This is a genomic window from Brevundimonas sp. NPDC046655 (assembly GCF_044901625.1).
Classification (GTDB): Bacteria; Pseudomonadota; Alphaproteobacteria; order Caulobacterales; family Caulobacteraceae; genus Brevundimonas.
This window is the reverse complement of the sequence record NZ_JBJDPV010000003.1, coordinates 257,378-283,994: the sequence shown is the minus strand read 5'-3', so window position 1 is coordinate 283,994 and position 26,617 is coordinate 257,378. Positions and strand designations below refer to the sequence as shown.

The 26,617-nt window shown below is 69.2% G+C and carries 31 protein-coding genes; 3 read left to right on the top strand and 28 right to left on the bottom strand.

Annotated features, from left to right (window positions below):
* Positions 1–11 precede the first annotated feature (11 nt).
* The 6 genes from ACI2KI_RS11220 to ACI2KI_RS11195 all read right to left on the bottom strand — a co-directional run bounded on the left by ACI2KI_RS11220 (position 12) and on the right by ACI2KI_RS11195 (position 6,015).
* Positions 12–1,376: a hypothetical protein gene (locus ACI2KI_RS11220; RefSeq protein ID WP_404620091.1), complete on the bottom strand. Its 1,365-nt coding sequence runs from the start codon at positions 1,374–1,376 to the stop codon at positions 12–14.
* A 97-nt stretch (positions 1,377–1,473) separates the two neighbouring features.
* Positions 1,474–2,784 (bottom strand): hypothetical protein, encoded by a 1,311-nt coding sequence (locus tag ACI2KI_RS11215; protein WP_404620089.1) that lies wholly within the window; start codon positions 2,782–2,784, stop codon positions 1,474–1,476.
* Between the two features lie 227 nt (positions 2,785–3,011).
* Entirely contained in the window at positions 3,012–3,389 is a 378-nt protein-coding gene (locus tag ACI2KI_RS11210; protein ID WP_292083406.1) for a hypothetical protein, read from the bottom strand.
* A 154-nt stretch (positions 3,390–3,543) separates the two neighbouring features.
* Complete coding sequence (locus ACI2KI_RS11205) at positions 3,544–4,992, bottom strand: sensor histidine kinase (RefSeq protein ID WP_404620087.1); 1,449 nt, start codon at positions 4,990–4,992, stop codon at positions 3,544–3,546.
* Positions 4,993–4,995: 3 nt separating this feature from the next.
* Positions 4,996–5,676, bottom strand: a complete 681-nt coding sequence (locus ACI2KI_RS11200; RefSeq protein WP_207825428.1) for a response regulator transcription factor — start codon at positions 5,674–5,676, stop codon at positions 4,996–4,998.
* Entirely contained in the window at positions 5,677–6,015 is a 339-nt protein-coding gene (locus tag ACI2KI_RS11195) for a hypothetical protein (RefSeq protein WP_292083404.1), read from the bottom strand.
* A 262-nt stretch (positions 6,016–6,277) separates the two neighbouring features.
* On the opposite strand from ACI2KI_RS11195, the gene ACI2KI_RS11190 reads away from it, so the two are divergent.
* Positions 6,278–6,652 (top strand): hypothetical protein, encoded by a 375-nt coding sequence (locus ACI2KI_RS11190; RefSeq protein WP_404620085.1) that lies wholly within the window; start codon positions 6,278–6,280, stop codon positions 6,650–6,652.
* Between the two features lie 82 nt (positions 6,653–6,734).
* Here ACI2KI_RS11190 and ACI2KI_RS11185 read toward each other — a convergent pair whose 3' ends face one another.
* The 4 genes from ACI2KI_RS11185 to folP all read right to left on the bottom strand — a co-directional run bounded on the left by ACI2KI_RS11185 (position 6,735) and on the right by folP (position 9,468).
* Positions 6,735–7,307: a nucleotidyltransferase family protein gene (locus ACI2KI_RS11185; protein ID WP_404620083.1), complete on the bottom strand. Its 573-nt coding sequence runs from the start codon at positions 7,305–7,307 to the stop codon at positions 6,735–6,737.
* A gap of 153 nt (positions 7,308–7,460) precedes the next feature.
* Entirely contained in the window at positions 7,461–8,261 is an 801-nt protein-coding gene (gene thiD / locus ACI2KI_RS11180) for a bifunctional hydroxymethylpyrimidine kinase/phosphomethylpyrimidine kinase (RefSeq protein ID WP_404620081.1), read from the bottom strand.
* Positions 8,258–8,602, bottom strand: coding sequence for a DMT family transporter (locus ACI2KI_RS11175; protein WP_404620079.1), 345 nt, complete (start codon positions 8,600–8,602; stop codon positions 8,258–8,260). Before ACI2KI_RS11175 ends, thiD begins: the two co-directional genes overlap by 4 nt.
* Positions 8,603–8,643: 41 nt before the next feature.
* On the bottom strand, positions 8,644–9,468 hold the full coding sequence (gene folP / locus ACI2KI_RS11170) for a dihydropteroate synthase (RefSeq protein ID WP_404620077.1): 825 nt from the start codon (positions 9,466–9,468) through the stop codon (positions 8,644–8,646).
* A 251-nt stretch (positions 9,469–9,719) separates the two neighbouring features.
* Here folP and ACI2KI_RS11165 point away from each other — a divergent pair, with 251 nt between their 5' ends.
* Both ACI2KI_RS11165 and ACI2KI_RS11160 read left to right on the top strand, forming a co-directional pair.
* The gene (locus tag ACI2KI_RS11165; RefSeq protein ID WP_404620075.1) at positions 9,720–9,860 is read left to right on the top strand and encodes a hypothetical protein; all 141 of its coding nucleotides are present in this window, start codon (positions 9,720–9,722) and stop codon (positions 9,858–9,860) included.
* A gap of 35 nt (positions 9,861–9,895) precedes the next feature.
* The gene (locus tag ACI2KI_RS11160; protein ID WP_404620073.1) at positions 9,896–10,327 is read left to right on the top strand and encodes a GreA/GreB family elongation factor; all 432 of its coding nucleotides are present in this window, start codon (positions 9,896–9,898) and stop codon (positions 10,325–10,327) included.
* A 34-nt stretch (positions 10,328–10,361) separates the two neighbouring features.
* On the opposite strand, the gene ACI2KI_RS11155 is transcribed toward ACI2KI_RS11160, so the two are convergent.
* The 18 genes from ACI2KI_RS11155 to ruvC all read right to left on the bottom strand — a co-directional run bounded on the left by ACI2KI_RS11155 (position 10,362) and on the right by ruvC (position 26,568).
* Complete coding sequence (locus tag ACI2KI_RS11155; protein WP_404620071.1) at positions 10,362–10,667, bottom strand: winged helix-turn-helix domain-containing protein; 306 nt, start codon at positions 10,665–10,667, stop codon at positions 10,362–10,364.
* Between the two features lie 4 nt (positions 10,668–10,671).
* Positions 10,672–11,310, bottom strand: coding sequence for a hypothetical protein (locus ACI2KI_RS11150; RefSeq protein WP_404620069.1), 639 nt, complete (start codon positions 11,308–11,310; stop codon positions 10,672–10,674).
* Positions 11,311–11,374: 64 nt separating this feature from the next.
* Complete coding sequence (locus ACI2KI_RS11145; protein ID WP_404620067.1) at positions 11,375–12,589, bottom strand: acyltransferase family protein; 1,215 nt, start codon at positions 12,587–12,589, stop codon at positions 11,375–11,377.
* Positions 12,590–12,867: 278 nt separating this feature from the next.
* The gene (gene ftsH / locus ACI2KI_RS11140) at positions 12,868–14,841 is read right to left on the bottom strand and encodes an ATP-dependent zinc metalloprotease FtsH (RefSeq protein ID WP_404620065.1); all 1,974 of its coding nucleotides are present in this window, start codon (positions 14,839–14,841) and stop codon (positions 12,868–12,870) included.
* Positions 14,842–14,883: 42 nt separating this feature from the next.
* Positions 14,884–16,167, bottom strand: coding sequence for a tRNA lysidine(34) synthetase (locus tag ACI2KI_RS11135; protein WP_404620063.1), 1,284 nt, complete (start codon positions 16,165–16,167; stop codon positions 14,884–14,886).
* 125 nt (positions 16,168–16,292) lie between these two features.
* The gene (locus ACI2KI_RS11130) at positions 16,293–17,135 is read right to left on the bottom strand and encodes a tol-pal system protein (RefSeq protein ID WP_404620061.1); all 843 of its coding nucleotides are present in this window, start codon (positions 17,133–17,135) and stop codon (positions 16,293–16,295) included.
* Positions 17,136–17,191: 56 nt separating this feature from the next.
* On the bottom strand, positions 17,192–18,343 hold the full coding sequence (locus tag ACI2KI_RS11125) for a DUF3667 domain-containing protein (RefSeq protein ID WP_404620059.1): 1,152 nt from the start codon (positions 18,341–18,343) through the stop codon (positions 17,192–17,194).
* 110 nt (positions 18,344–18,453) lie between these two features.
* Positions 18,454–19,008, bottom strand: coding sequence for a peptidoglycan-associated lipoprotein Pal (gene pal, locus ACI2KI_RS11120; RefSeq protein WP_404620057.1), 555 nt, complete (start codon positions 19,006–19,008; stop codon positions 18,454–18,456).
* A gap of 152 nt (positions 19,009–19,160) precedes the next feature.
* A complete protein-coding gene (tolB, locus tag ACI2KI_RS11115; RefSeq protein ID WP_404620055.1) occupies positions 19,161–20,549 on the bottom strand; it encodes a Tol-Pal system beta propeller repeat protein TolB in 1,389 nt (462 codons plus the stop codon).
* A 171-nt stretch (positions 20,550–20,720) separates the two neighbouring features.
* On the bottom strand, positions 20,721–21,542 hold the full coding sequence (locus ACI2KI_RS11110; protein WP_404620053.1) for a hypothetical protein: 822 nt from the start codon (positions 21,540–21,542) through the stop codon (positions 20,721–20,723).
* Positions 21,543–21,598: 56 nt separating this feature from the next.
* Positions 21,599–22,060 carry an ExbD/TolR family protein gene (locus ACI2KI_RS11105; RefSeq protein ID WP_404620051.1) on the bottom strand — a complete coding sequence of 154 codons (462 nt, stop codon included), beginning with the start codon at positions 22,058–22,060 and terminating at the stop codon, positions 21,599–21,601.
* Between the two features lie 3 nt (positions 22,061–22,063).
* Positions 22,064–22,816, bottom strand: a complete 753-nt coding sequence (gene tolQ / locus ACI2KI_RS11100; RefSeq protein WP_404620049.1) for a protein TolQ — start codon at positions 22,814–22,816, stop codon at positions 22,064–22,066.
* 297 nt (positions 22,817–23,113) lie between these two features.
* Positions 23,114–23,566 carry a tol-pal system-associated acyl-CoA thioesterase gene (gene ybgC / locus ACI2KI_RS11095; protein ID WP_404620047.1) on the bottom strand — a complete coding sequence of 151 codons (453 nt, stop codon included), beginning with the start codon at positions 23,564–23,566 and terminating at the stop codon, positions 23,114–23,116.
* Positions 23,567–23,568: 2 nt separating this feature from the next.
* Positions 23,569–23,970, bottom strand: coding sequence for a hypothetical protein (locus ACI2KI_RS11090; protein WP_404620045.1), 402 nt, complete (start codon positions 23,968–23,970; stop codon positions 23,569–23,571).
* Positions 23,971–24,201: 231 nt separating this feature from the next.
* The gene (gene ruvB, locus ACI2KI_RS11085) at positions 24,202–25,233 is read right to left on the bottom strand and encodes a Holliday junction branch migration DNA helicase RuvB (RefSeq protein ID WP_404620043.1); all 1,032 of its coding nucleotides are present in this window, start codon (positions 25,231–25,233) and stop codon (positions 24,202–24,204) included.
* A gap of 25 nt (positions 25,234–25,258) precedes the next feature.
* Entirely contained in the window at positions 25,259–25,381 is a 123-nt protein-coding gene (locus ACI2KI_RS11080) for a hypothetical protein (protein ID WP_404620041.1), read from the bottom strand.
* A 48-nt stretch (positions 25,382–25,429) separates the two neighbouring features.
* On the bottom strand, positions 25,430–26,053 hold the full coding sequence (ruvA, locus tag ACI2KI_RS11075; protein ID WP_404620039.1) for a Holliday junction branch migration protein RuvA: 624 nt from the start codon (positions 26,051–26,053) through the stop codon (positions 25,430–25,432).
* A complete protein-coding gene (gene ruvC / locus ACI2KI_RS11070; protein WP_404620037.1) occupies positions 26,050–26,568 on the bottom strand; it encodes a crossover junction endodeoxyribonuclease RuvC in 519 nt (172 codons plus the stop codon). Before ruvC ends, ruvA begins: the two co-directional genes overlap by 4 nt.
* Between the last annotated feature and the right edge of the window lie 49 nt (positions 26,569–26,617).

Below are 26,617 nucleotides of genomic sequence, written 5' to 3'. Positions count from 1 at the left end.
GCTCTAGCGGATCAGGCGCGCCGACGCGAGGCTCCCGAGGTCGCAGCCTCGACCGCCACGCTGGGCGGCGCCCCGGCCACCGTCAGCCGCCGCCGCACCGTGCGCTGGGCCTCCCTGGCCCCGATCAGACCCAGCAGCTCAGCAGTCAGGGCGATCCGCTTGCGCGCCACCCCCTCATCCGTCGCCTCGCCGTCGTTCAGCCGCTCCAGCGCCTCGTCGGCCCAGGTCGCCAGCCGTCCGGTCAGGCCTTCCGCCGTCTGGCGTCGCTCCGCCTCGCAGCCGAACACCGTGGCGGGTCCACGCACCAGGCCGATGACCGCCGCCAGGGCCTTGGCCCGATCCGCCGTCGCCGCATCGACCGCCTCGTCCAGACGCGGCGCCGGACGCGTCATGCGCCCCGCCATGGCCGCGCGCTCGACCGGCAGCACCTTGCCCGTCGCCTTCTCGGCGGCGCTGAACAGTTCGGACAAACGCAGGGCGATCTTCAGCCGCGCCTGCCGCACCGCCTTGCCCCAGGCGCTGTCCGCCCGCAGCGACAGGGTCATGTCGATCTCCGACAGGGTTTCGGCGCACCAGTCCAGATCGGCCTTCAGCAGGGCGGCGTCCGCCCCCGCCGCCGTGGGATCAAAGGCCGCCGCCTCGGCCGCGCGATGCGCCAGCGCCGTCACCACGCGATCGACGAAGACCGCCAGCTCGCTTTCGCTCAGCAGGGTTTCGCGCCCGGCCGTCGGCGTCGCCTGGGCCACGACCCGCAACATCATGCGTGCGTCCGGCATGTGGGCGAACAGCATCTCCATCAGCCGTCCCGCCCCGTCCGGCGCGATCGAGCCCGCCTGCCGCAACGCCAGCTTCAACTCGGCGACCGCCTCCGGCCCCGGCCGTCCCAGCCAGGTCTCCAGATAGTCCAGGGACCGGCGCGCCAGGGCCGCCAGATCAAAACAGGAAGACAGTTCCGCCAGCTGCGCCGCGCTGGCGCCGGGCCACAGCGCCTCGCCCTGATCCCGCACCGCCGAGGCAGCGCTCAGGCACAGGCGATCGGCCACCATGCGCGACAGTTCGTCGTCGCGGTCCAGCTGCGGCAGCAGTTCCGGCTCGTTGCGTGTGGCCAGCCGCCACAGCCGCCCGGGCACGCTTGCAGGAAAGCTCAGCCCCTCCAGCCCGTCCTCGCGGCGGCGGAACAACGGCCTCAGCGGCGCAAAGGCCGTATCCCGCCGTCGCCGGTCCAAAACCTCGGCCTCGACCATGTCGCGCAGCGCCCACGCCCGATCCCCCGTCATCGCCGCCGCCAGCGCTTCCAGCTGGGACAGCAGATGATCCGGGCAAGCGGCGATCAGCTGGGCCAGGGCGGCCCTTTGCGCGGCCGATAGGTCCGCCATGCATTCTCCTCAGGCCGAACCGAATCCCGGCCACGGGGGTCAGGGTGCGCCCTTCGGGTTAACAGGGGATTGGGAGCCGCCTGTCCTCGCGCTGAACTCACGGACGTCGCGCGATCGTCCAGTCGCCGTCGCGCGGCCCGGGCGTCAGACGCCACTCCGGCTTGAGCGTCAGGGCCCAGCCCTCGCCCTTCAACCCGTCCTGCGTCGGGGTCGTCCCGCCGTGAGCGACGATCAGGCGCGACCAGTCCGTCGACAGAAGCCCGTCCTTCTCGACGGTCAGCACGCCCCAGTCGGCGGCGGCGCGAATGACGCCATAGACGGTCCCCTCGGGCGGCAGGGGCGTCACCTTGTTGGGATCGAAGCTGAAGCTCGCCCCGGCGACAGGCGCGACCAGCACCGGGCCGTCCACCAGCCCGGCCCTCAGGCTCGCGACGCGGGCCGCCTGCTCCAGCGCCCGCGCCGCCTCTTCAGCCTGAACCGTTGTCGCCCCATAGGCCGCCCCGCGCGCCGCGAACGTCGCATCCCCGGCGGCGATCTGCAGGCCCAGCGCCTGCGCCAGGAGTTGCGGCAGGCCCTCGCGCCGGTCCCACGACGCCTTCCAGTCCGGCGCCGCCGCATCCAGCAGCAGGCCGTAGGCTGGCCCGGTGTAATAGGCGAAGGACCGCGCATATTCGCGAACCCGGTCTCCCCGCCCCAGATGCTCGACCAGATGCGGGATCATGACGTCGTCGCGCGACAGAAAACGGCCGGTGTATTCGGCCAGTCCCTCATGCCGCTCCATGGCGTCCTCGGCGACCTGCGCCTCGGGGAAACGAGCATGGCGCCAGGCGCGGAAGGTCAGGGCGTCCTCCACCGCGACACGACGCGCGGCCGGGTCGCTCGCCGCCAGCGCCGCCGCCAGCGCCCGCAGTTCCAGACGCAGCGAGACCCGCCCCGCCTCCATCGCCAGCTGCGGCTGGTCGGCGTTCGCCGCCTTCAAGCCGATCTGATCCTGAATCCGGTGCCAGGCCTCATGCATCAGCAGGATGGACCGCCCCGGCTCATCCGCCGGCACAGGCGCGACCAGCATGGTCCAGACGCGGCCGTTCCAGCGCACGGCGGTGTTGGCGATCGGCACGGCGTCCGGCAATTGGCCCCGGAAGACCTCGCCCTCGCGTTCCAGCGCCGCATCGACCCCGTCCATGTTGGCGATGACCTGTCGCGTCGCCGGATCGGCGATCAGCACAGGCCCGCACAGGCTGACGCCCCAGGCCCGCCCGCCGTCTGCCTCGCACAGGACCCGCGCCTGCTCGAACGCCGCCATGGCCGGGACGACGTCCGGCCGCTCCCCGGCGGCCGCGCCCGTCGCCGAAAACAACAGCAAGGCCGCTGCCAGCCCGAACCGCCCGCAAATAAAACGCGACGTCATAGCCTTCCCTCATTCCCCACGCCGCCTCACGGCCCGCAGCGAATATGGCCAAGCTTCAAGCGACTATATTAGGGCGGCGGGCACAGCGCCGCCCTCGTCGTCCGGCAGAGCGGCCTATGGTCTGCTTTCGACCCGTTGCGGACGTCATGAAAGACTTCTGAACTGCCTAATTTAGCCAATCCAAAGGGCGTGGCGGCACAAAAATCAAACACCACCCCTTAATAAGATCAAATAATTTTATCCTCATTATTTGGCTTTGTCGACAATTCGCACACCCCCCATACGGCTGGAGGAACAACAAGCAAACAACATACTATGATATATAGCATTATCAGCTTGTCCTCACCCTCAGGTAAAAGCTGGGAAAACATAATTGCCGCCACAGCTGGACCAAAGAAAATTATAAGCCACGACGCGCTCTTCCCTCTTTGGCGAAGTCTTTCATCTGCCAAATATATTGCATATAAAAAAGTAAATATCCCCGCTATAAATGCAACAGCGTTAAATAGATAATTTTCTTCTTTGATCAAAATACAAAATATTGCAGACAGTATTGAAGCCACACAAACCCACAACACAATATCGCTCGATGGCTGCTTTTTCATTCTCATCGATCCAACGTCCATTGTGAGAGCTTGAGCAAGTCCCGGCGGATGATCGCTTGCCCCCAATTCTCCTGACTACCTTAATTTATTGATCGCCATGATCGCTAACCACCCCTAGCGGACACCCGACACGCCCGCTTCTAGCCTCAGCTCCTCATCCCTCCGCCGCCGGCAGTTCCAGCAGCACCTTCAGCCCGCCCATGTCGCTGTCGGCCAGGGTGACGCGGCCGCCATAGGCGCGGGTCAGGTCCTCGACGATGGACAGGCCCAGGCCGGTGCCCGGCGTGTCCTCGTCCATCCGCGTGCCGCGCTTCAGGGCAGCGTCGCGCTGGTCGGCGGGCAGGCCGGGGCCGTCGTCCTCAACCACCACGATCATCTGGCCGGGGATCGAAGCGCCGGCTGAAATCCGCACCCGGCGCCGGCACCACTTGGCGGCGTTCTCGATCAAGTTGCCAAAGATTTCCTGCAGGTCCTGACGCTCGCCCAGGAAGGCCAGGTCGTCCGGCGCGCGCCAGTCGATCTCGACGCCCTTGGTCTCGAACACCCGCTCCAGCATGACGGCCAGCTCGTCCAGCACCTCTCCCACCGGCGTGGTTTCGCCCAGACCATGGGCGGCGCGGGCGGCGGCGCGGGCGCGGCGCAGGTGGTGGTCGACCTGGTCCTGCATGACCCGTGTTTGCTTGCGCACCATGTCGGGCAGGACGCCCTCGCTGGTCCCCGCCTCGGCCAGCATGACCGCCAACGGCGTCTTCAGCGCATGGGCCAGGTTGCCGACGTGGGTGCGCTGGCGCTCCACCGTCTCCTGGTTGTGGGTCAGCAGCCGGTTCACCTGTTCGGCCAGGGGCTGGATCTCCAGCGGATAGACCCCCTCGACCCGGTGCGAGCGGCCCTTGCGCACGTCTGAAATCTCGTCGCGCAGGTCGAACAGGGGCCGCAGCCCCACCCGCACCTGGATGAAGACCGCCGAGACCAGACCGGCCCCCAGCAGCAGCATGGCCACCCAGGTCACGGTGGCGAACTGGCGCGTGTCGGCGTCGATGTCCGAGCGATCCACCCCGGCGAAGAAGACGATCGGCGCGGTCCGCCCCGGAAGTTGCTTCATGCTGGCGGCGATGCGCAGGGGCTCGCCCTTGGGGCCGTCCTCGGCGTTGTAGCTGATGGTCTGGCCGAAGGCTTCGCGCAGCCGCTCATCCAGATCCGGCGCATATTCCAGATCGGCCCGGCCAAGAGAGGCGGAGCGCGCCACCACCTGCAGCCGCCCGTCGCTGCCGGGCTCGGCCACCATCCAGTACTTGCCCGACAGCAGGCGCTCGGTGCGCGCGTCGCGGATTTCGCCGACGAAGACCTCGCCCTCGGGGGTTATGCTGGCGGCCACCACCGTCTCGTCGATGGTGTCGCCCAGCATATTGCCCAGTCGTCGCAGCGCCGATTCCTGGAACACCGAGGTCAGCACCACGCCCGTGACCACAAGGGCCACCAGAATCCAGGCCGAGGCCAGCCAGATCAGCCGCCGCGTCAGCGACTTGCCCGGCCGCCCCAGCCAGCGCCCCCATTCGTTCCCGTGCGGCTTGGCGGGCGCTTCAACCGCCCCGGCGTCGGTCACGGATCAGGCCGCGTCGCTCTCGCCGGCCAGCGGCGACAGGCGATAGCCCAGTCCGCGCACCGTCTCGATCCGGTCCGAACCGATCTTCTTCCTCAGGCGACCGACAAAGACCTCGATGGTGTTGGAGTCGCGGTCGAAGTCCTGATCATACAGGTGCTCGACCAGCTCGGTGCGGCTGATGACCCGGCCCTGATGCATCATCATGTAGTGCAGCAAACGGTATTCCAGCGACGTCAGGCGCAGCGGCTCGCCGTTCACCGTCGCCCGCGCCGCGCGCGGGTCCAGACGCAGGCCGCCGCAGGTCAGGGTCGCCGCCGCATGGCCTGCCGAGCGACGCAGCAGGGCGCGCAGGCGGGCCAGCAGCTCCTCGGTGTGGAAGGGCTTGGTCAGATAGTCATCGGCCCCGGCGTCGAAGCCCGCCACTTTGTCCGACCAGGCGCCGCGCGCCGTCAGGATCAGAACCGGCGTGGCCTTGCCTTCGCGGCGCCAGCGCTCCAGCACCGACACCCCGTCGATCTTGGGCAGGCCCAGATCCAGCACCACCACGTCATAGGGTTCGGTGTCGCCCAGGAACCAGGCTTCCTCGCCGTCCGGGGCGTGGTCGACGGCGTATCCGGCGTCGGAAAGTGCGGTCTTCAGCTGGCGCGACAGATCGACGTCGTCCTCGACAAGCAGCACCCGCATTCAGTCGTCTCCGCGAACCCGGCCGGACCGGCCGTCAACCTGTATGTCCGACACGCGTCCGCCCGGATATTCCCAGCGCACCACATAGTCGCCGCCGCGCTCCTGCACGCCCAGCATCCGGCCGGGACGGTTGGACTGGACCCGCCGGGCGACATCGCCGGGGTCTGCGCGCGGCGCCGAGCGGGGCGCATCACGCAGCCCCTGGCCCGGATAGTTCCGGGGCTGCTCGCGACGGTCCTCGTCGCGGTCCCGGTCGCGGCCGCGCGACTGGGCCGCCGCGTCCGTCAGGGGGACGAGGGCGATCAGGCCGGCCAGCAGGAGGGCTCGAATACGCATCATGGTTTGTCTTCTAGACAGGGGCCTCTGAACGGGGGCTGAACGCAGTCTATCGCTGTTCATCCGGACAAGGAACGCACGCGCGCCGATTCTCCGTCGCTGTCGCCCATATGCGACTTGGCCGCGCATGTGGATGAAGATGAAGAACTTCTCATGCTGATGAACGCAGTCTGAAACGCGTCGTTCAGATGCGGCTCAGCCCCCGGGTGGTCTTTTGGGGTCAACGCAGCCGATCCGGTTGCGACGAACCGAAGGAGCCAAGACCATGAAGAAGCTGCTGATCCCCGCCCTGGCCGTCGCCGTCGCCTCGGCCGCCCTGCCCGCCGCCGCCCAGAACTACGACCGTCACGGTCCCTCGCGCGGCCACGGCTACGAACAGAACTACGGCGGCTGGAACTCGATTTCCCAGCGCAAGCACAACCTGGATCGCCGCATCGACCAGGGCATTCGCAACCACCAGCTCAGCCGCCGCGAGGCCTCGCGTCTGCAGGACGAGCTGAACAGCCTGGTCCGTCTGGAGCGCAGCTACATGCGCGGCGGCCTGACCCGCTGGGAGCGCGAGGACCTGGACCGTCGTTACGACCGCCTGTCGGCCAAGGTCCGCTATGAGCGCAACGACTACAACGGCCGTCGCCACTGACGGCTGACCGGGAACCGGGCCTCATCCCTCCCTGTCCGAGGCCCGACCGAGGGGCGCGATCCGCAAGGGTCGCGCCCTTTTCCTATGCGGGCTCGATCACCGTGAGTTCCGGCCACCGTCCCCGCGCGCTGGCGACCACCTTGTCCCAGCCCCTGGCCAGACCCCGTACGGGATTTGGCCTGATCACCATGTCGAAGACGTCCTCCAGGCCATAGGGCGCCGCCACGCTGATCGTGTCGTCCTTCTCTAGCCGCACGGCCAGGGCGAAGGCCGGCGCCACGAACTGGGCCGGGGCGTCGTCGGTGCAGGTCAGGGGCGCATAGGGCTCCCCGAACTTGCTCTCGAACCACAGGTGAACCCGCGCTTGGTTGCGCACCTCGACCAGATCGCGGAACGGCGCTTCGAAGGCGGCGGCCACCCGCTTGATGATGACGTCCTCGGCGTCCCACGAGGTGTCCGGGTCGAAATAGCCGATGTCATAATCCTTGATGCCGTAGCCGACGGGCCGCCCGGTCCGGTCGTTCCACACCCCCTGATAGACGGCGCCGGAAAACAGCCGCCAATCGGGCAGGTCCAGGTCCCGCATCACGCTCAGCACATGCATCAACGCCGGGTCGGCGCGGACGATCTCGATCAGTCGGGTTTCCAGGCTCATGGGCGGCAGAGACGGCGATTCCAACGCCCCGAAAACCAAAATCTGCGTCATCCCGGCCGTAGCAAAGCGGAGAGCCGGGACCGCCAGGAACGCCGACGCCAGCGCCTTCCGCGGTCCCGGATAGCCCTGCGGGCTTCCGGGATGACGTGGATATCATCCCCGCAGCGGCCAGCCGTGGTCCAGCGGCCCATGCCCCTGCCCCAGTCCGGGGGCGCGGCGGATGGCCTCGGCCACATAGGCCCAGGCCTCGGCCACGGCGGTCTGCAGCGGCAGGCCCTTGGCGATTCCGGCGGCGCAGGCGCTGGCCAGGGTGCAGCCGGTGCCGTGGGTCTGGCGCGTGTCGATGCGCTCGCTCTCCAGCACCGTCTCGCCGTCGCGGGTCAGCAGCAGGTCGATCACCGTCTCGCCCGGCACATGGCCGCCCTTCATCAGGACCGCCCGCGCGCCCATCTCCAGCAGGGCCTCGCCGGCCCGACGCTGGCCGTCCAGATCCGCCACGGCGATCCCGGTCAGGGCCTCGGCCTCCGGCGCATTGGGGGTCAGCAGGGCCGCGCGCGGCACCATCAACCGCCGCACCGCCTCGACCGCGCGATCCTCCAACAGGGGCGAGCCGCCCTTGGCGATCATCACCGGGTCCACCACCGTCGGCACATTGTCGGCATAGTCGATCAGGCCCGCCACCGCCTCGACCACCTCGACCGAGCCCAGCATCCCGGTCTTCAGGGCGTCGGCCCCGATGTCGTCCAGCACGGCTTTCACCTGGGCATCGATCACGTCGATCGGCAGGGGATAGACGCCGTGAACCCCCAGGGTGTTCTGGATGGTGACGGCCGTGATCGCCGTGGCGGCGAACCCGCCCAGCATGGTCACCGCCTTGATGTCGGCCTGGATGCCCGCCCCGCCGCCGGAATCAGACCCCGCCAGAATCAATACGCGTCCCTTGGCTTCGCTCATGCCGCCGCTCCCGAAAACAGCTTCAACCCGACGATGCCCGCCACGATCAGCAGAATGCAGACCGCCCGCACCGCCGTCGCCGGCTCGCCATAGACCACGATCCCGACCGCCGCCGCGCCCACGGCGCCGATACCGGTCCACACCGCATAGGCCGTGCCCACCGGCAGCTTCTGCGTGGCGATCCACAGCCCGACCATGCTGGCCACCAGGGCCGCGGCTACGCCCAGCGACAACAGAGGCCGCTGCACGCCCACATACTTGATGCCCGAAGCCCACATGACCTCGAACAGACCGGCGACGATCAGCACCGCCCACGGATTGAGTGACAACAGCCAGGACATGAGGGCTGCATGACCCAGCCGCCGCATCGGGGCAACCGCTTTCAGCCCGCGTTGGCCACCGCCGCCTGCAGCTTCAGCGCCTGAACCGTCTCGCGCACGTCGTGGACGCGCACCATCCGCGCCCCGCGCCGCGCCCCCTCCAGCGCCAGGGCCAATGAGCCGCCCAGCCGATCAGTCGCCTCAACCGCCGTGGCGTCCACGCCCTGAATAGTCCGCTTGCGGCTGGCGGCGTAGAGCACCGGGAAGCCCAGTTCGACCAGGGCCTCCAGCCGCGCCGTCAGGGTCAGGTTATGCGCCGTCGTCTTGGCGAAGCCGATGCCGGGATCCAGCCAGATCTTCTCGCGCGCCACCCCCGCCTTCATCGCCGCCTCGGCCCGCGCCGCCAGATGGGCGACCACCTCGGCGACGACGTCGTCATAGCGCGGGTCGTCCTGCATGGTCTTGGGCTCGCCCTTCATGTGCATCAGCACCATCTCGCAGTTCAGCTCGGCGGCCGTCGCCAGACTGTCGGGGTCGTGCATCAGGGCCGTCACGTCGTTCCACATCGTCGCCCCAGCGGCGACGGCGGCGCGCGCCACCCCCGGCTTCATGGTGTCGATGCTGATCATCCCGTCCCAACGCGCGCGCAGGGCGGCGATCAGCGGCAGGGTGCGGGCGATCTCCTCGTCCTCGCCCACCGGGTCCGAGCCCGGCCGCGTGCTCTCGCCGCCGATGTCCAGAACATCGGCGCCTTCGGCGATCAGCCGCAACGCATGGGCCAGCGCCGCCTCGCGCGTGTCGTGCAGGCCCCCGTCCGAGAAGCTGTCGGGCGTGACGTTGACGATACCCATGACCAGCGGCGGCTTCACGAGGGATTGAAGGTCCATGCGACAAGAACTCCCGGGGCGCCGGTTTGACATTCCGCGCGCTGAGGCTCAGCCTCTAGACACTATGGAACGTTTCGTCAGCCAGGCTCGACGCCTCACCCACGCGGGTCGCCGCGTCGAAGGCATCTAACCCGTAGCGGCCAGCCTGCGCTGTCGCCCGCTACGGGGCGCGTCGCTTCGCATTCTTCCCTAGTTCTCCAACATTCAGGATCGCGCACGCCGCCCGTCGGCCGTCCGTGAACACGCCTGCCATGACCCGACCTCAAGACGATCCGCCCGCGCGCGGCGCCGACATCCTGCCCTTCCCGAGCCGCCGCCCCGCGACGCCGCCGGCGCCCGCGCCTGCGCCCCCGGCGGACGACAGCGACGACGACGGCCCCTCGGCCGCCTGACCCCTTCTTCCTTTTTCTTCACATCGAGAACCGACATGACCACCGCCAAACCCCGCGGCCGCCCTCCGGCCCTGCCCGCCATCGTCCTCAGCAGCGCGGACTTCGACGCCCTGGACCGTCTGGTCGGCGACCTGCCCGGCACAGGCCCCGCCGGCCTGCTGCAGCAGGAACTGGACCGCGCCGAGGTCTGCGACGACGCCGACATGCCGCGCGACGTGGTCGGCCTGAACCGCTGGCTGCACTACGCCGACGACCGCCACCCCGAGGTGCGCCGCGTCCAGCTGGTCCTGCCGCGTGAGGCCGACATTGACGCCGGCCGCGTCTCCATCCTGTCGCACGTCGGCGCCGGCCTCATCGGCCTGAAAGAAGGCCAGTCCATCGTCTGGCCCGATCCGTCGGGCGAGACCCGCAAGCTGACGCCCGTCCTGATCGAGGACGAAGATCCCATCGAGGCCGCCGCCCACTGAAAGTTCCTGCGCTGGCGCTGACGCCCTTCCGGCGTCAGCCCTTCCGCCCGATCAGGCCGCCCAGTGCCTCCAGATAGGCCGCAAACGCCGCCCGCCCCTGCGGCGTGATGGCGATCCGGGTCAGGGGCTTGTTGTTCACGAAGCTCTTGCTGATGGCGACATAGCCCGCCTCCTCCAGCTTCCTCAGGTGGACCGACAGATTGCCCTGGGTCGCCTCCAGCACTGTCTTCAGCTCGGTGAAGTCCGCCGCCTCGACATCGGCCAGATAGACCATGATCCCCAGCCGCATGCGGCCGTGGATGACCTCGTCGATCCGTCCAAAGTCGTCCGCCAGCCCCATGGCGTCAGGCGGCCTTGGCGCCCGCGCGGGCGTCCCGGAACAGGGCCCAGCCCGGCAGGGCGAACAGCAGGAACAGGGCCACTGTGCAGACGCCCAGATAGGCCACCGGCTGGCGCACCAGCACGCCCAGGGCCACCGCCGTCACCCATCCGCCCAGCGACACCGCCAGCATCCAGCCCTTCTTCTTCAGCACCCAGGCCACATACCAGGCCGCCGCCTGCAAGGCGAAGACGATGGCGGCGTAATAGAGCCAGACGGCGAAATCCTGATCCCGCACCGCCCCCACGCCGAAGACGATGATCACCGCGGCGTTGGCCATGCCGGTGGCGCTGAAGGCGGCCGAAGTCACCCGCGTCGCCAGCGGCCCCCGGTTGGACGGCCCGGCCTTGCGATCCTTCAGGATGGCCCAGGTCAGGATCGCCAGAAAGGCCACGGTTATGCCGACGACGAAGGCCAGATTGGCCAGGTCGGGCCAACGGATCAGACCGACCACCTGGCCGACGTGGAACAGGCACTGCAGGCCGTACAGCAGCCCCCCCGCCAGATAACAGACGGCCAGGGTCATCGGCGGCCGCCCGTTCCCCTCCACGATGGAGCGCATGAAGGCGAGGTCGGCTTCGGGCGTGCGGGACTTGTCGGTCATCGGGTGATTCCTGGCGCGACGCGGCTGCCCCCTTCGGATGGACGCAGCCGCCAAGGTTGGCAAGCTATTCGGCGGCGAGCGGGATGCTGACGCGCGCCCGACGCCACGGCACGCGCCGCCCGTTCAGCCAGCGCCCCATGAAACCGTGACGCACCATCAGCTCATAGCTGGCCAGCGACACAGCCATGACCCCGACCACGACGATCGCCAGCTTGACCGGCCAGACCAGCGGCCAGTCCTTCACCACCACCTGCGCCGCCATCACCAGCGGCAGATGGAGGATGTAGATCCAGTAGGAGGCGTCGGCCAGATAGCGCCTCAGGGCGCTGTGGCCCGACCAGAACCTCAGGGCCAGGCCGACCACGGCGAAGATGCTGGCATAGGTCGCCACGCCAAAGGCCGCCGCCGTCATGGCCTTGGCCGCCGGATCGGTCATCGGCGTCAGGACCGGCGTCGGCCCGCCCGACAGCATCAGGGCCGTCGTCCCCGCGCCCAGGGCCAACCCCAGCCAGACCGGGGTCCAGACCTCCATCCGCTTCAGCAGGTCGCGCCGCCGATCCAGCAGTGCGCCCATGCCGAAGGCCAGGCCGAACCCGATCAGGGCCGAGGTCTCGGGAACCAGACCCGCGTCCGGCGTCGGAACGCCGAAGAAGGCGATCCAGTTCGGCTCGAACCACAGGGCGACCGCCAGCGGCGCCCCCAGCACCAGAGGCCCCCACGGCGTGATCAGTCCACCGGCCAGCCGGTCAAGCCCTCGTCCTAGACGCCCCGCCCGATCCAACCGGGCGACGACGGCCTGCCCGATCACCAGGGCGGCGTAGAACCACAGCAGCACCCACAGGAACCACAGATGGGTCAGGGGGATGTTGGTCCAGTCATATTTCGGCGGCGGCGGGGCGTCGGCGGCCGTCAGCCCCATCAGCGATGCGTTCCAGATCAGCACCGCTACGATCCCCGCCAGCACCGGCCCCCAGAAAGCCGCCAGCGGCCCGGCGATGCGGATCAGCCGGTCCTTGATAAAGCCGACCCTACCGCGCCGCTTCAGCATCATGTGGCCGAACAGCCCCGCGATCAGGAAGAAGCTGCCCATGCGGAACAGATGGATGACGAAGAAGAGCCCGCTGGCCCAGACCGACTTCTGATCATCGGCCACGATCCATATCTGGGCCGGAAAGAAGGACAGGGTCGCGTGCAGCACCACCCCCAGCAGCAGGGCCGCGCCCCGCAGCCCGTCGAGGCCGTGGAGGCGCTCGGTTTGATCGAATTGGGATGCCGTCATGGCGTCCTCCTGTTTCGGATAACGCCATATTCCACAGACTAGTCTTAATTACAAACTAGTCTGTCTAAAACTTTCCGCTCATCCCTGCGGAGGCGGGGACCCAGTGAGAGCTTCGGACGCCGAGTTGGGGTAGCGGCGCCTTGTTCGGCCAACGGGGGGCGCTGGAGGCCAGAGCACTGGATCCCCGCCTCCGCGAGGATGAGCGGGCAAGAAAGGACGCACGAAAAAGGGGCGAGCCTCGCGGCCCGCCCCTCATCCTTTTCAGCCCGTCCGAGCGATCAGACGGTCGGCACGCTCGTCGTCGGCGCGGCGGCGGGCTCCGACGGCTTGGCCGTCTCGACCTCGACGCCGTCCGAGACCGGCGTCACCGGCACCGAGACCGACGGCCCGGCCACGGTGTCGTTGGCCTCGTCGCGGTTCGGGGCGACGCCCTTCTCCAGCAGGTCGCGGATCTCGTCGCCCGACAGGGTCTCGTATTCCAGCAGGGCCTGGGACAGCTTCTCGTGGTCCTCGGCCTTGTCGGTCAGAATGCGGCGCGCCTCGTCCCAGCCTTCGGTGACGATGCGACGGACCTCTTCGTCGATGATCCGGGCGGTCTCTTCGGAGACATTCTGGCTGCGCGACACCGAGTGGCCGAGGAAGACCTCGCCTTGGTTCTCGCCATAGGCCACCGTGCCCAGCTTTTCGGAGAAGCCCCAGCGCGTAACCATGGCCCGCGCCAGCTTCGTCGCCTGCTCGATATCCGAACTGGCGCCCGAGGTGATGCTCTCAGGACCGAAGATCAGCTCTTCGGCGACCCGTCCGCCCGCCATGATGGCGATGCGGTCGATCATCTGCTGGAACTTCATGGAGTAGCGGTCGCCTTCCGGCAACTGCATCACCATGCCCAGGGCCTGACCGCGCGGGACGATGGTGGCCTTGTGCACCGGGTCGGCCATCTTGACGTTGATGGCGACAATGGCGTGACCGGCCTCGTGATAGGCGGTCAGACGACGCTCTTCGTCGTTCATGGCCATGGACTTCCGTTCGGAGCCCATCATCACCTTGTCCTTGGCGTCCTCGAAGTCGCGGTGCGTCACCATGCGACGGTCCTTGCGGGCCGCCATCAGGGCCGCCTCATTGACCAGATTGGCCAGGTCCGCGCCCGAGAAGCCCGGCGTGCCGCGCGCCAGGGTCTTGACGTTGACGTCGGCGGCCAGGGGCACGTCCTTCATGTGGACGCGCAGGATGCGCTCGCGACCCGAGACATCAGGGTTGGGCACCACGACCTGACGGTCGAAGCGGCCGGGACGCAGCAAGGCCGGGTCCAGCACGTCGGGACGGTTGGTCGCGGCGATCAGGATAATGTTCTCCGACGCCTCGAAGCCGTCCATCTCGACCAGCAGCTGGTTCAGCGTCTGCTCGCGCTCGTCGTTGCCGCCGCCCAGACCGGCGCCACGGTGACGGCCGACGGCGTCGATTTCATCGATGAAGATGATGCAGGGGGCGTTCTTCTTGGCCTGCTCGAACATGTCGCGCACGCGGCTGGCGCCGACGCCGACGAACATCTCGACGAAGTCCGAACCCGAGATCGAGAAGAAGGGCACGCCCGCCTCGCCCGCCACCGCGCGCGCCAGCAGGGTCTTGCCGGTGCCCGGAGGGCCGACCAGCAGAGCGCCCTTGGGGATCTTGCCGCCCAGACGCTGGAACTTGCCCGGGTCCTTCAGGAAGTCGACGACCTCCTGCAGCTCGTCCTTGGCCTCGTCCACGCCGGCGACGTCGTCAAAGGTCTTGCGGCCCTTGTGCTCGGTCAGCAGCTTGGCCTTGGACTTGCCGAAGCCCATGGCGCCCTTTGCCCCGCCCTGCATCCGGTTCATGATGAAGAACCAGAAGGCGATGATCAGGGCCACCGGAAGCAGCAGGCCCAGCAGGCCCGACCACCAGGGCTGGCGCGTGCTCTTCACGTCCACGGCGGCGCCGGCGGCCTGCATCTTGTCGACCAGGTCGATGTTGGGCAGGGGCGTGACGGTCGTGAACTTGCTGTCGTTCTTGTACACGCCCGTGACGGTGTCGCCGCGCACGGTCGCCGTCTTGATCTCCTGGCCGTTGATGGCGGTGATCAGCTGCGAATAGGTGATGGCCTGGGGCCGCGCCGCCGCCGCGCCCTTTGCGCCCGGCATGGCGGGCGTGCCGCCGTTCTGGCTGATCGCGGCATAGACCGCCACCAGACCCAGAAGGATCACGCCCCAGATGGCGAAATTACGCAGGTTCATTCGGTCCTCGGTTCCTCGACGCGCGTCGGGACGCTCCGTCGATCAGCAGTCTTTCCAGGAAAATAGGTCAGTCGGCGGCGTTTCGCCATGCATGGGGTGAAAGAGGTCGGCTTCCTGCGTCGTTTCGCCCAAGGCCAGGCTCAGACGCCGCGCGCCCAAAGCCCGCACCGTCGCCCCGCGCCATGCCAGAATCGGGCCGTTCCCGCCGTCCCGAACCAGAACGGGCAAGGCGCCGCGCGCCGCCGCCGGGAGCCCCCCAAGGATGCGCCGATCCGCCTCGGCCAACAGCGCCAACCGCCCGGCCGCCGCCTCGACCCGCCAGCCGCCTTGTCGGGCCGTGATCTTGAACCGTCCGTCCCAGACGGCCGGAACGCCGGGCGCCAGCGCCACAGGCGCAGGCGGGCGCCGCTTCATCTCCCCCGGCTCGCGCATCAGAAGCACGGTCGCGCCCTCCGCCTCGACCCGCGCTCCGGCCAGTCCCGCAACGAAGTCCTCGCCCGCCGCCAGCTTCGCCCGCAGCCGTTCCAGCCTCTCCCCCCGCGGCGGAACCGCCCCGCCCCCCGCGCACAGCAGGGCCGCCGCCAGAGTGGAGGCCGGGACCTCACGAGGGATGTCGAGAACGCCCGCCCAGGCCCAGTTCTCCCTTCCCGTTGGCGGAGGGGGGAAGGGTTGGGGATGGGGGTGCGGGCGCAGAGATTGAAGATGTGATGCAGGAGGCGGAGCGCCCTGCGTCTCCTCTGCCTGAACGTCAGAGGCGGCGACCACACCCCCACCCAACCCTCCTCCCTCGAGGGGGAGGGCTTCCACACCGAGCGCCGCACGCGCCCGGCTGCGCCCGAAGCGTTCGTCCGCATTGGCCGGGTCCTCGATCCAACCCTGCCCCCGCGCCCGCAGGTCGTCCCGCAGCGCCTCGCGCCGCTCGTCCAGCAGGGGCCGCAGCAGCATCAGCTCTCGCCCCTGCGGCCAGACCGGCGACGGCGACCATTCGCGCACCCGCCCCAGGGTCGAGCCGCGCGCCCGCATCCACTCGGCCTCGGCCACGTCATCCAGCGTGTGCGCCAGCAGCACGACCCGCGCCCCTGCCGCCCGCGCCGCCTCGGCGATCAGCCCATGTCGCGCCGCCCGCGCCCGCGCCGTCAGGCCCGGCCCGGGCTTCGCCTCGTCCCAGTTCAGCGCCCGCCAGTCGGCCCCGACCGCCCGCGCGGCCTCGCCCGCGAACCGGGTCCAGTCCGCGCTTGCAGGATTGAGATGGTGATCCACCGTCAGGGCCAGCAGCCGCCGCCCCCGCGCCTTCGCCCAGTCGGCGGTCAGGTGCAGCAGGGCCATGGAGTCGCCCCCGCCCGACAGGGCGACCGCGACCGGCTCGGCTCTCTCTGCATCCAGCCGGGCGTCCAGCCGGGCGTCCAGCCGGGCGAAGACCCGGCCGGTCAGCCCCTCGGCGTCGGGTGCGCTCAGGTGCAGGCGGCGCGCGTGCGCAGTTGCGTGGCGCGGGTCTTCTGCGCCGCCGTCGCCGTCTCGGCGTAGCGGCGGGTGAACTCGTTCAGGGCGCCGCAGGCCTGGGTGGCCCGGTCGGTGGCGCGCAGGGCCTCGGCCAGCTTCAGCGTCGTCTCCGGCGCCCAGGGCGTGCGCGGCCAGCCGTTCAGGGCGGCGGCGTAGGCGGGCACGGCGGCGGCGTTGTCACGCGCGGCGATGTGCAGGTCGCCCAGACGGCTGCTGGCTTCACGCGATTGTGGCGTATTGGGCCAGGTGACGATGACCGTCTCCAGCGCCCGCTGCCCGCGCACGCCGTCGGTGCCCAGCAGGCGCAGCGCCGCCGTCAGGTCCTGGGCCGCATCCCCGGTCGGCGAGTTGGCGACGATCGGCCCGTTCAGCTCGGCCTGTTCCTCGGCCGCCTTCTCTGCGCGCTCGACCCGGCCTTCCAGGTCGCGCAGGCGGCGGCTCAGGGCGGCGTTGTCGCGCGTCGCCTCGTCCAGTTGGAAGGTCAGGCGCTCGCTGTCGGCGTTCATCCGCTGGAAGGTCTGCTCCACGTCGGCCAGACGCCGGTCCATGATCTGCAGCTGGCCCTGCATGGCCACGACCTCGGGATCAGGCTCGACCAGGACGGGCTGACCGGCGGCGTTCCTCTGGGTCAGGGCGCGCTCCAGACGGCGGACGTTGCGGTCCAGCTGGTCCAGACGGCGCTTGTCCCACTGGACCGGCTCCATCGGCGCGACCTGGGCCACGACCGCGCCCCCGATCAGGGTCAGGCCGATGGCCGTCAGGGCGGCGGATTTGGAAAAAGGCAGCTTCAGCATGTCTCAAGTCGTCCCATCGATTTGCGGCGCTCGCAAGGCCGGGTTCGAGGCAAAGGTCAGTGGCCGAGGCCCAGATAGATGATCGAGACGATGAACAGCGTCGCCGCGATCTCGCAGAAGATCAGCAGGGCGATCGTCCGCCACAGGGTCGAGAAGATCTTCAGGCTGTAGGCGCCCTTCAGTTGGGCGAACATGTGCACTGGCACGATCAGGCTCGCTGCCAGTCCCACGGCGGGTCCCGCCCCCTTGATGGTCGTGGCCAGCACCACCACCGCCATCAGCAAAAGCGACATGAAGGTCAGGGAATAGAGGACGAAGACCCCGTGATCGTACAGGGTGAACCCCCGCTTCCACAGGAACATCAGGGCCACGAAGGGGATCGACAGGGGCACCAGCAGGAAGGCGAATTTGTAGACGGTCTGCTGCAGCTTGTAGAGCGCCAGGTCCGGGTTCTTCAGCTTCTTGGCCACGGTCTTGGTCAGGCCGTTGACCTCGCCGTTCTGGCCCACGTCGGCGGCCAGATCGGCCACCTGGGCCTGCCAGCTGCCGGGGGCCAGACCGTCCTTGCGGCCCTCGACGGCGTCATGCTCCAGCCGTTCCAGCTTGGCCTTCTCGCTGATCACCCCCGCCTGGGCGGCGGCCAGAACCCCGGCGGCGACCCCGGCCCGCGCCCCGCTGTTGGGCGCAGGCGGCGAGCCGTCGGCGGGCTCCATCGCCGCCGTGGCCTCATCGACCTCCTTCTGGGCGGCGGCGACGACCACCTCGGCCTCGGCGATCGCCTCGCGCTGGGCGGCGATCTGCTCAGGCAGGCCCTGCAGCTTCACCTCCGAATGCGGCATGAAGCTGAGCGCGAAGAACATGACGAACAGGGTGAACAGGAACATGGCCAGGGGCGAGACGTAGCGTGTGCGCTTGCCCTGGACCCATTCGCGCGTCAGCCGCCCCGGATTGATGATCAGCAGCGGCAAGGTCCGCCAGAAGCGGCCGTCGAAATGCATCACCCCGTGCAGCAGCTCCTCGCCCAGGTGCAGCAGGGTGCGGTGCACATGGGCCGCCTGACCGCAGTTGGAGCAGAAGTTGCCGCTGACCTCGGCCCCGCAGTCGGCGCAGGTCGTATGATGCTCGCCCGCCTTGCCGGTCGGCTTTTCGATGGCCCCCGCGATGATGCCGCCCGTCATGGCGCCGCCCGCTGCTTCCAGATCAATCACGCAAACTTCCCCCCGGATTCGGCGCGGACTTTGATCCGCTACGCCCTCAAAGAAAAGAGGCGCCGGCTGCAAAGCCGACGCCTCCCTTCATTCTGTCGCTTCCGCGGTGTTTAGCGCGGGGCGCCCGACACGATGGCGGTGTGGGCGTTGCGGTTCTGAGCCCAGGCGCCTTCGTTCGAACCCTCGGCGATCGGACGCTCCTTGCCGAAGCTGATGGTGTCGATGCGGCCGGCGGGAACGCCGCGCTGGATCAGGTAGGTGCGGACGGCCTCGGCGCGACGCGCACCCAGGGCCAGGTTGTATTCACGCGTGCCGCGTTCGTCGGCGTTGCCTTCGATGCGGACCGTGACCTGCGGATAGCGGGCCAGCCAGGCGGCCTGGGCGTCCAGACGCGGCTGGGCTTCCGGGCGCACCGAGTAGGAGTCCAGGTCGAAATAGACGCGGTCGCCGACGTTGACGACGAAGTCCTGCTCCGAGCCAGGCAGGGCGGCGCCGACGTTGCCGCCGGTGACGGGGCCGGTCGGGGCGGTCGGGTATTGCGGGCCGGTCGGCTGGGCCGGGGTCGTCGGCACGGCCGGTTCGACCTTGGGCTTGGGCGCGCAGGCGGCCAGGGCGGCGACGGCGGCGCTGACAGTCGCCAGCTTGATCAGGGTCGAGGAATTCATCGGGTCGTCTCCTTGGTTCGGTCTGAGGACGGCGGCCTCAAGCTTGGCTGTTATTGCGGTCAGCTAGACTGCGGCGCCGCGTCGCGCCAGACGCGATAACGCACAGTTTATGGGAATGGCTCCGCTCGTGATCGCACGAAGCCGTAAACGGATCAGGCCGGGCAGGAATCCGGCCCCTGCCCGATGCCCAGGCTGGCCGGCGGGGCGTCCAGCAGGCCCGACCAGGCCGGGTCCGATCCGCGTCCGTCATAGCCGGCCTGCGCCACCACCCGGCCCGACAGGTCGACGGTCCACAGACGGGTGTCGCCGCCCGGGCTCTGGCGCGCAAAGGCGATGTATCGGCCGTTCGGCGCCCAGGACGGGCCTTCCTCGAAGTAGCTGGACGACAGGATGCGCTCGCCCGTCCCGTCCGACTTCATGACGCCGATGTGGAAGCGTCCGCCCGATTGCTTGGTGAAGGCGATCATGTCGCCGCGCGGGCTCCAGGCCGGGGCCGTATAGATGCCGCCGCCGCGCGAGATCGGCCGCTGGCCCGAGCCGTCGGCCCGCATGGTGTAGAGGCGCGCCGAACCCGAACGGTCCGAGGTGAAGACGATCTGGTTGCCGTCCGGGCTGAACGACGGCGAGGTGTCGATGCCCGGATCGCTGGTCAGGCGCGACAGCTGGCGCGTGCGCAGGTTCATCACATAGACGTCGGTGTTGCCGCCCCGAATGATCGAGAAGGCCATCTTGGTCCCGTCGTTCGAGAAGCGCGGCGCCAGCACCTGACCGTCGAACTCGCCCAGGCTTTCGCGGCGGCCCGTCGACAGGTTGTAGAGATAGATGCGGCTGTAGTCCTTGCCGAGCGCCACATAGGTGACCTCGTCCGGGTTGGACGCCGAGAAGCGCGGCGACATGATGATCTCGTCGCCCTGGGTCAGGAAGACGGGGTTGTAGCCGTCCTGATCGACGATGGTCAGACGCGACAGCTTGTTCAGCTGGGTGCCGCTCTCCGACACGAACAGGACGCGCGAATCAAAGAAGCCCGCCTCGCCCGTCATGCGCTGATAGATGACGTCGGAAATCTTGTGCGCGATCCGGCGCCACTGCTCCGACGTGGCGGTGAACTGATAGCTGACCAGCTGGCACTGACGATAGGGGTCGTACAGGCGGAAGCCCACGTCCACCCGCCCGTCGGCGCGCGGCGTCACCCCGCCGTACAGCACGGCCTGCGCCCCGATCGAGGTCCACTGCGGAAAGTTGGGCGCATTGGCCAGGGTCAGCCCGGTCTCGATGAAGCTGGCCGGGTTCAGCGGATCAAAGAAGCCCGAGCGCTTCAGATTGCCGCTGATGACGTTGGAAATCTGCGGCCCGTTCTGGCCGGTGAAGGGCACGACAGCAATCTGCAGCGGACGCAGCACGCCTTCATCCACCACCACGTCCTGCATCGGCGCAGCTGCCGCCGTCGCCTGAGGTTGCGTCTGGGCCGAGGCAGGCTGGACCATCGCCGGGGCCGCCATGACGACCGCGGCGGCCGAAGCGAGGAGAAGGTGCAGACGCATGAAGGGGCTCCCAGAGTTGGACGGCTCGTCGGTCCTTATCGCCAGACCGTATGACAAAAACCAGCTTGTGAAAGACAAGCTTGCCCCGGATTGGGGCGACTTTCAGACTTTGGCGTCGCCCCAGCTCAATCCTCCCCCGCTACGCAGGGGAGGATCGCTGAACCTGACATTTTACCGACCGCCGCACTGACGCGCGGTTTCAAACCGGAACGGCACGTCCTGAGCTTGGAAACCGGCGGGAACCGTGAACGGCGACGTCGCCCGCAGCGCCCGCAACATGGCTTCCGAAGCCGCCCGCCAGGTTGGATCGCTGCGCGTATCCTGCAGGCGCGGCGAGCCGATGATGTCCCCGTCGGCGCTCAGGCGCACGGTGACGCGGATCACCAGTTCATCCATCCCCGGCATATCGCAGTTCAGGTTCCAGTTCGGCGTCACCTGCCCTCCCAGAGCGGCAAGCTGCGGTCCCGTGGCGCGCGGCGCCGTCCCCGAGCCCTGCTGACCCGTCGCGGGGCGGCCCCGGTTCGGCGTCGGGCGCGGCGGACCGGCCAGGGCGTCCAGGTCCAGACCGGGCGCGGGCTTGGCGGGCGCCGGGCGGGCCGGTGCGGGCGGCGTCGGACGCGCAGGCGTCGGCGGGGTTGGGCGCGCCTTTTCAGGCGGCGTCGGGGCCGGGCGGGGCGGCGTGGGACGCGGGGTCGGCGCAGGCGTCGGGCGCGGCGCAGGGGCCTTTTCCGGCGGCTTGGGCGTGGGACGCGGCGGCACAGGGGTCGGACGCGGCGCAGGCGGCGGCGGGGTCGGCCTGGGCTCCGGCGGAACCGGCTCCGGGGGCGTCTCGACCGGGGCGGTGGCGCCGTCCTCGGGCGAGGGTTCGGGCTGCGGATTGTCCGCAGGCGCGGCGGCGATCTCGATGTCCGAGACGATCGACACCGGCACCGAGTTCACCAGCGGCTTGGGCTCGTCCTTCGACGACCACGAGACAAGCGCGAGCGCGACCACTCCTGCGTGCAGCGCGAGCGATCCGACAATGGCGGGACTGGGTCGACGCAAAGCCGTCAGCCCTCCGCCGTCTCGTCAGCCGCCGTGTCGGTGATCAGGTTCAGCTTGGTGAAGCCCGAGGCCGACAGGCGCGCCATGACGCGGGCCACGGCCTGATAGGGGGCCCGGCCGTCGGCGCGGATGAAGACGGCCTTGTCGCGCGCCTTGTCGCCGCCCTCTTCGGCCACGCGGATCGCCAGGTTCTCCCAGCGGACCTCGCCCTCGCCGATGAAGATGGCGCCGTTCTGATCGATCGAGACCGTGATCGGCTTGTCGGTGGTCTCGACGGCGCTGGCCTCGGTCTTGGGCAACTCCACCGGCACGCCGACGGTCAGCAGAGGCGCCGAGATCATGAAGATGATCAACAGCACCAGCATGACGTCGACCAGCGGCGTGACGTTGATCTCGCTCAGCGGCCGCTTGCGCGCGCGGCGACGACCGCGCCCGCCCGAGCTTCCGCCTCCTCCACCCATCGCCATGGATCAGGCGCCCCGACGCAGGTTCAGGTCAGCCGACGGCGGCGGCGGGGGCGGCGGGGCCGAGGGCGCGCCCAGACGGCGGGCGATGGCCGACTGCAGGTCGTCGGCGAAGGCTTCCAGACGCCCGGTGAACTTGCCCGCCGACACCGAGAAGGCGTTGAAGGCGATATAGGCCGGGATGGCCGCCGCTAGACCGATGGCCGTGGCGAACAGGGCCTCGGCGATGGCCGGCGCCACGGTCGTCAGATTGGTGTTGCCTGCCGCCGCGATGCTGTCGAAGGCGTTCATGATGCCCCAGACCGTGCCGAACAGGCCGATGAAGGGCGAGGCGGTGGCCACCACCGACAGCACGCCCAGACCGTTCTCGATCTTCTGGCTCTCGCGGGCGATGACCGAATCCAGCGCCCGGTCGATGCGGGCGATCAGCATATTGCCCTGGGTGTCCGTCATGGCCCCGCGCGAGCGCGCCTCGCGCCAGTCCTGCAGGGTCAGCACCAGCATGCGCGGCAGGGGATCGACCGGCTGCGGCCCGGCCTGCGCCGCCACGTCTTCCAGCGAACGGCCGCTCTCGACCTGCTTTTCGAACGCGCTGGCGCGGGCGTTCATGCGGGCGAAACGCACGCCCTTGTCGATGATGATGGTCCAGGACCAGACCGAGGCCGCGGCCAGGCCGACCATCACGGTCTTCACCACCCAGTCGGCGGTCATGAACAGCTCGATGGGATTCAGCAGCGAGGCGTCGACTGGGGCGGTCATGCGGGGTCCTTGGGTGGGTCCGGTGTCGTCCGACCTTATCGAGCGGGCGGACGTGGCGGTTTCATGGCGGCGGGTCTAGCGGGCGTCGCGCCTCGCGTCACGGGGGCCGCGTCTGACAAGCGCGTTATTGCGAGGCTTGAGCATTCATCCTTCTCCCCTTGAGGGAGAAGGTGGACGGCGAAGCCGGACGGATGAGGGGTGCGAAGACGCAGCTCCGCGGCTTCCATCACCCCTCGCGCCGGCACCCCTCATCCGCCCCTGACGGGCCACCTTCTCCCCCAAGGGGAGAAGGGAGGATCAAGCACCTTCCCCCGTCAGCCACGGCCCCACCAACTCCACCAACCGCTTCGTCGGGCGCCGCGGCCGCCCGTCCAGATGGATGCAGACCGCCGTCACATCGGCCCGGCACAGCACCTCGCCGTCGCGCTCGACCGCCTGGCGGATAATCAGGCGCGGCCCCTTGATGGCCTCATAGCGGGTCCGCACCACCAGGGCGTCGTCGATCCGCGCCGGCCTGGCGTACCTGATGTTCAGCTCCGCCACGACAAAGGCCAACGGCTCGTCCTGCTCCAGCAGTTCGGCGTGGCCCACCCCCGCCAGCCGCAGGAAGTCCGACCGCCCCCGTTCGAAATAGCGCACATAGTTGGCGTGATAGACCAGCCCGGTGAAATCCGTGTCCTCGTAATAGACCCGCACCGGCAGCAGATGATCCAGCCCGTCAAAGCGGCCGGCGGTCGGTTGGTCGATCATGATCAGCCCTGAGCGGAAGTCGTCGCCGAGGCCTTAGCCGTCGGAGCAGCTGCGTTGAAGCCCGGACAGAACTCGGCCTTCATGTCGGCGAACTCGGCGCCCAGGGGCTCGTCCCCCATCAGGATGCGATTGGGCCGCGAGACGAAGGCCACGGCCTGCCTTTGCCCGGCGATACCGGCGTAGCCGCAGACGGCGCGGCGTTTGCCGTTTTCCAGATAGCGCACCTCGGCGGTCGGCCCCATCTGCGCCTTCACCTGGGTCAGGGCCCGCTCTGCGGGCGTCGCCTGCGTCGGCCCGAAGCGCGCGCCCTGGCCCACAGCGAACAGGCTCAGCGCGCCGAGCAGCAGCACGGCCGCACCCAGCACGGCGATCTTCTGGTCCGTCCCGATCCCGCCTCGCGCCATCACCCGTCTCCCTTCGCCGTGAAGCATGGCCGGGTTTCGACAGCGGGTGAAGCCCTTTTGCGAATCATTTGCGCCTCACCCTTCTCCCCTTGTGGGAGAAGGTGGCAGGCGAAGCCTGACGGATGAGGGGTGCGAAGACCCTGGCTGAAGGCTTCCCATACACCCTTGCGCCGACACCCCTCATCCGGCCCTGACGGGCCACCTTCTCCCTCAAGGGGAGAAGGAAGGCGGCTACTTCCCGAACAGGTCCGGCGGCGGCGCGGGCTGAACCTGGGGCGCCGTCAGCCCCAGATGCTCATAGGCCTTGGCGCAGGCCACGCGTCCGCGCGGGGTGCGCATGATGAAGCCCTGCTGCAACAGATAGGGCTCGATCACGTCCTCGACCGCGTCGCGCGCCTCGGCGATCGCCGCCGCCAAAGTGTCCATGCCCACCGGCCCGCCGCCATAATTCTCGATCAGGGCCTTGAGGAAGCGCCGGTCCAGACTGTCCAGCCCCTGCTCGTCGACCTCCAGCCGCGCCAAGGCCCGAGCCGCCGCCAGCCGGTCGATCGCGCCGCCCTCAGCGTCGGCGAAATCCCGCACCCGGCGCAGCAGGCGCCCGGCGATGCGCGGCGTGCCCCGCGCCCGTCGCGCGATCTCCATGGCCCCGTCCTCGGTGATGGCCGCGCCCATCTTGCGCGCCGCGCCCCGGATCACCGCCGTCAGTTCCTCGGGCGAATAGAACTCAAGCCTGAGCGGAATGCCGAACCGGTCCCGCAGCGGCGTGGCCAGCAAGCCCGCCCGCGTCGTCGCCCCGACCAGGGTGAAGGGCGCCAGGTCGATGCGCACGCTGCGCGCCGACGGCCCCTCGCCGATGATCAGGTCCAGCACATGGTCCTCCATCGCCGGATAGAGGATCTCCTCGACCTGCGGAGCCATGCGGTGAATCTCGTCGATGAACAGGACGTCGCGCGGTTCCAGATTGGTCAGGATGGCCGCCAGATCCCCCGCCTTGGCGAGGATCGGCCCCGAGGTGGCCCGGAAACCCACGCCCAGTTCCCGCGACACAATCTGCGCCAGCGTCGTCTTGCCCAGCCCCGGAGGCCCGAACAGCAGGACGTGATCCAGCGCCTCGGATCGCCCGCGCGCCGCGTCGATGAAGACCTTCAGATTGCCCTTGGCCGCCGACTGACCGACGAACTCGGACAGAGTCTGCGGCCGCAGTGCGCGGTCGTGCTTCTCGCCCGGCTCGGCGTCGGGAGCGACCAGCCGGTCATCCGTCATCGCGTCGCTCCCACGCCGGTCCGGCTTACATTTTCAGGACGGCATAGCCGACCGCCATCGCGACCAGCCCCACGACGAAGACGATGACGACCTGCAATTTCTTGTTCATTTTCAATCCTTGATTGGCGTTGGGGAGAGCCGTCGTCATAGGCTGCGTCCCCCGCGCGAAACAAGATCACCGCCCGAAGCGCGCGCCTCACCGCCCCAGCTCCTGCAGGGCCGCGCGGATCACCGCCGACAGTTCGGCCTCATCCCCCAGCCGGATCAGCGCCTGATCCACGGCCCGCCTCGCATTGACCTCGGCTATGCCCAGCCCCAGCAGGGCCGCGACCGCCTCGCCTGTCACGCTCGGCGGCGGCGGGGCGGCGGCGACCTCGGCGTGAACGCCCGGCGCGACCGGCGCGAAGTGGGCGTCGCCCAGGGCCTTGCCCTTCAGTTCGGTGACGATGCGCAGGGCCAGCTTGGGGCCCACCATATTGGCCCGCGCCACCGCCGCCTTGTCCTCGCGCGCCACGGCCGAGGCCAGTTCGCCCGGCGGCAGGACGTCCAGCACGGCCAGCGCCGCCTTCGGCCCCACGCCCTGAATAGCCAGCAACACGGTGAAGGCCCGCCGCTCGTCGCGCGTCAGGAAGCCATAGAGGCGCGGCCCCGCGTCCTCGCTCCACTGGCTATGGATATAGAGGGTCGTCTCGTCGCCCGGCGCCGGAAGCCGCCCCAGGGTCCGCGCCCCGCAGGCCGCCACATAGCCCACCCCGCCGCAGTCGATCAGGCATTCCGCCTCCCCGACCTCGGCCAGAACCCCGCGCAAACGCCCGATCATGCCGCGCCCCTCAGGCTCGCACTCAAACTCAAACTCCGCCGATGGTGGGCGTGGGTGATCGCCACAGCCAGGGCGTCCGCCGCGTCGGCCTTCACCTCGCCCGCCGCCGGCAGCAGCCGCCTGATCATGAAGGCCACCTGGCTCTTGTCCGCCTGACCCGCGCCGACCACCGCCTTCTTGACCAGGCTCGGGGCGTATTCCGCCACGCTCAGCCCCGCCCGCGCCGGGGCCAGCATGACCGCCGCCCGCGCATGGCCCAGCTTCAGCGTCGAGGCCCCGTTCATGTTGACGAAGACCTCCTCGATCGCCGCCTCATCGCAGGAATAGGCGGCGCAGATCGACCCGACCTCCTCCAGCAGATGCAGCAGCCGCTCCGGGAAGGGCGCCTTCTCGGCGGGCGCCACCACCCCGTGCGCGATCCAGCGCAGGCGGCTGCCCTCGCTTTCGATCACGCCCCAGCCGGTGCGGCGCAGGCCGGGGTCCAACCCCAGGATGCGAGTCGTTTCGTTCGCCATCCGTTCCTATTGCCCCAAAGAGGGTTAGCGAACAATGACCGGGCGCTCG

Excerpts from the sequence above, each read along its gene's own strand:
- ruvC (WP_404620037.1), bottom strand. The coding sequence starts at position 26,568 with ATGGCGAACGAAACGACTCGCATCCTGGGGTTGGACCCCGGCCTGCGC.
- tolQ (WP_404620049.1), bottom strand. The coding sequence starts at position 22,816 with ATGACCGCCCCAGTCGACGCCTCGCTGCTGAATCCCATCGAGCTGTTC.
- ACI2KI_RS11105 (WP_404620051.1), bottom strand. The coding sequence starts at position 22,060 with ATGGCGATGGGTGGAGGAGGCGGAAGCTCGGGCGGGCGCGGTCGTCGC.
- ACI2KI_RS11130 (WP_404620061.1), bottom strand. The coding sequence starts at position 17,135 with ATGCTGAAGCTGCCTTTTTCCAAATCCGCCGCCCTGACGGCCATCGGC.
- ftsH (WP_404620065.1), bottom strand. The coding sequence starts at position 14,841 with ATGAACCTGCGTAATTTCGCCATCTGGGGCGTGATCCTTCTGGGTCTG.
- folP (WP_404620077.1), bottom strand. The coding sequence starts at position 9,468 with ATGGACCTTCAATCCCTCGTGAAGCCGCCGCTGGTCATGGGTATCGTC.
- ACI2KI_RS11175 (WP_404620079.1), bottom strand. The coding sequence starts at position 8,602 with ATGTCCTGGCTGTTGTCACTCAATCCGTGGGCGGTGCTGATCGTCGCC.
- ACI2KI_RS11080 (WP_404620041.1), bottom strand. The coding sequence starts at position 25,381 with ATGACGACGGCTCTCCCCAACGCCAATCAAGGATTGAAAATGAACAAG.
- ACI2KI_RS11155 (WP_404620071.1), bottom strand. The coding sequence starts at position 10,667 with ATGGGGCTGGCGGACGACTTTGGACGGATCGACGAGGTCATCCACGGC.
- ACI2KI_RS11185 (WP_404620083.1), bottom strand. The coding sequence starts at position 7,307 with ATGAGCCTGGAAACCCGACTGATCGAGATCGTCCGCGCCGACCCGGCG.
- pal (WP_404620057.1), bottom strand. The coding sequence starts at position 19,008 with ATGAATTCCTCGACCCTGATCAAGCTGGCGACTGTCAGCGCCGCCGTC.
- ACI2KI_RS11145 (WP_404620067.1), bottom strand. The coding sequence starts at position 12,589 with ATGACGGCATCCCAATTCGATCAAACCGAGCGCCTCCACGGCCTCGAC.
- ACI2KI_RS11190 (WP_404620085.1), top strand. The coding sequence starts at position 6,278 with ATGAAGAAGCTGCTGATCCCCGCCCTGGCCGTCGCCGTCGCCTCGGCC.
- ACI2KI_RS11195 (WP_292083404.1), bottom strand. The coding sequence starts at position 6,015 with ATGATGCGTATTCGAGCCCTCCTGCTGGCCGGCCTGATCGCCCTCGTC.
- ACI2KI_RS11200 (WP_207825428.1), bottom strand. The coding sequence starts at position 5,676 with ATGCGGGTGCTGCTTGTCGAGGACGACGTCGATCTGTCGCGCCAGCTG.
- thiD (WP_404620081.1), bottom strand. The coding sequence starts at position 8,261 with ATGAGCGAAGCCAAGGGACGCGTATTGATTCTGGCGGGGTCTGATTCC.
- ACI2KI_RS11210 (WP_292083406.1), bottom strand. The coding sequence starts at position 3,389 with ATGAAAAAGCAGCCATCGAGCGATATTGTGTTGTGGGTTTGTGTGGCT.
- ACI2KI_RS11090 (WP_404620045.1), bottom strand. The coding sequence starts at position 23,970 with ATGGCGCGAGGCGGGATCGGGACGGACCAGAAGATCGCCGTGCTGGGT.
- ruvA (WP_404620039.1), bottom strand. The coding sequence starts at position 26,053 with ATGATCGGGCGTTTGCGCGGGGTTCTGGCCGAGGTCGGGGAGGCGGAA.
- ACI2KI_RS11150 (WP_404620069.1), bottom strand. The coding sequence starts at position 11,310 with ATGACCGACAAGTCCCGCACGCCCGAAGCCGACCTCGCCTTCATGCGC.
- ACI2KI_RS11220 (WP_404620091.1), bottom strand. The coding sequence starts at position 1,376 with ATGGCGGACCTATCGGCCGCGCAAAGGGCCGCCCTGGCCCAGCTGATC.
- tolB (WP_404620055.1), bottom strand. The coding sequence starts at position 20,549 with ATGCGTCTGCACCTTCTCCTCGCTTCGGCCGCCGCGGTCGTCATGGCG.
- ACI2KI_RS11135 (WP_404620063.1), bottom strand. The coding sequence starts at position 16,167 with ATGGCCCTGCTGCACCTGACCGCCGACTGGGCGAAGGCGCGGGGGCGG.
- ruvB (WP_404620043.1), bottom strand. The coding sequence starts at position 25,233 with ATGACGGATGACCGGCTGGTCGCTCCCGACGCCGAGCCGGGCGAGAAG.
- ybgC (WP_404620047.1), bottom strand. The coding sequence starts at position 23,566 with ATGATCGACCAACCGACCGCCGGCCGCTTTGACGGGCTGGATCATCTG.
- ACI2KI_RS11165 (WP_404620075.1), top strand. The coding sequence starts at position 9,720 with ATGACCCGACCTCAAGACGATCCGCCCGCGCGCGGCGCCGACATCCTG.
- ACI2KI_RS11215 (WP_404620089.1), bottom strand. The coding sequence starts at position 2,784 with ATGACGTCGCGTTTTATTTGCGGGCGGTTCGGGCTGGCAGCGGCCTTG.
- ACI2KI_RS11160 (WP_404620073.1), top strand. The coding sequence starts at position 9,896 with ATGACCACCGCCAAACCCCGCGGCCGCCCTCCGGCCCTGCCCGCCATC.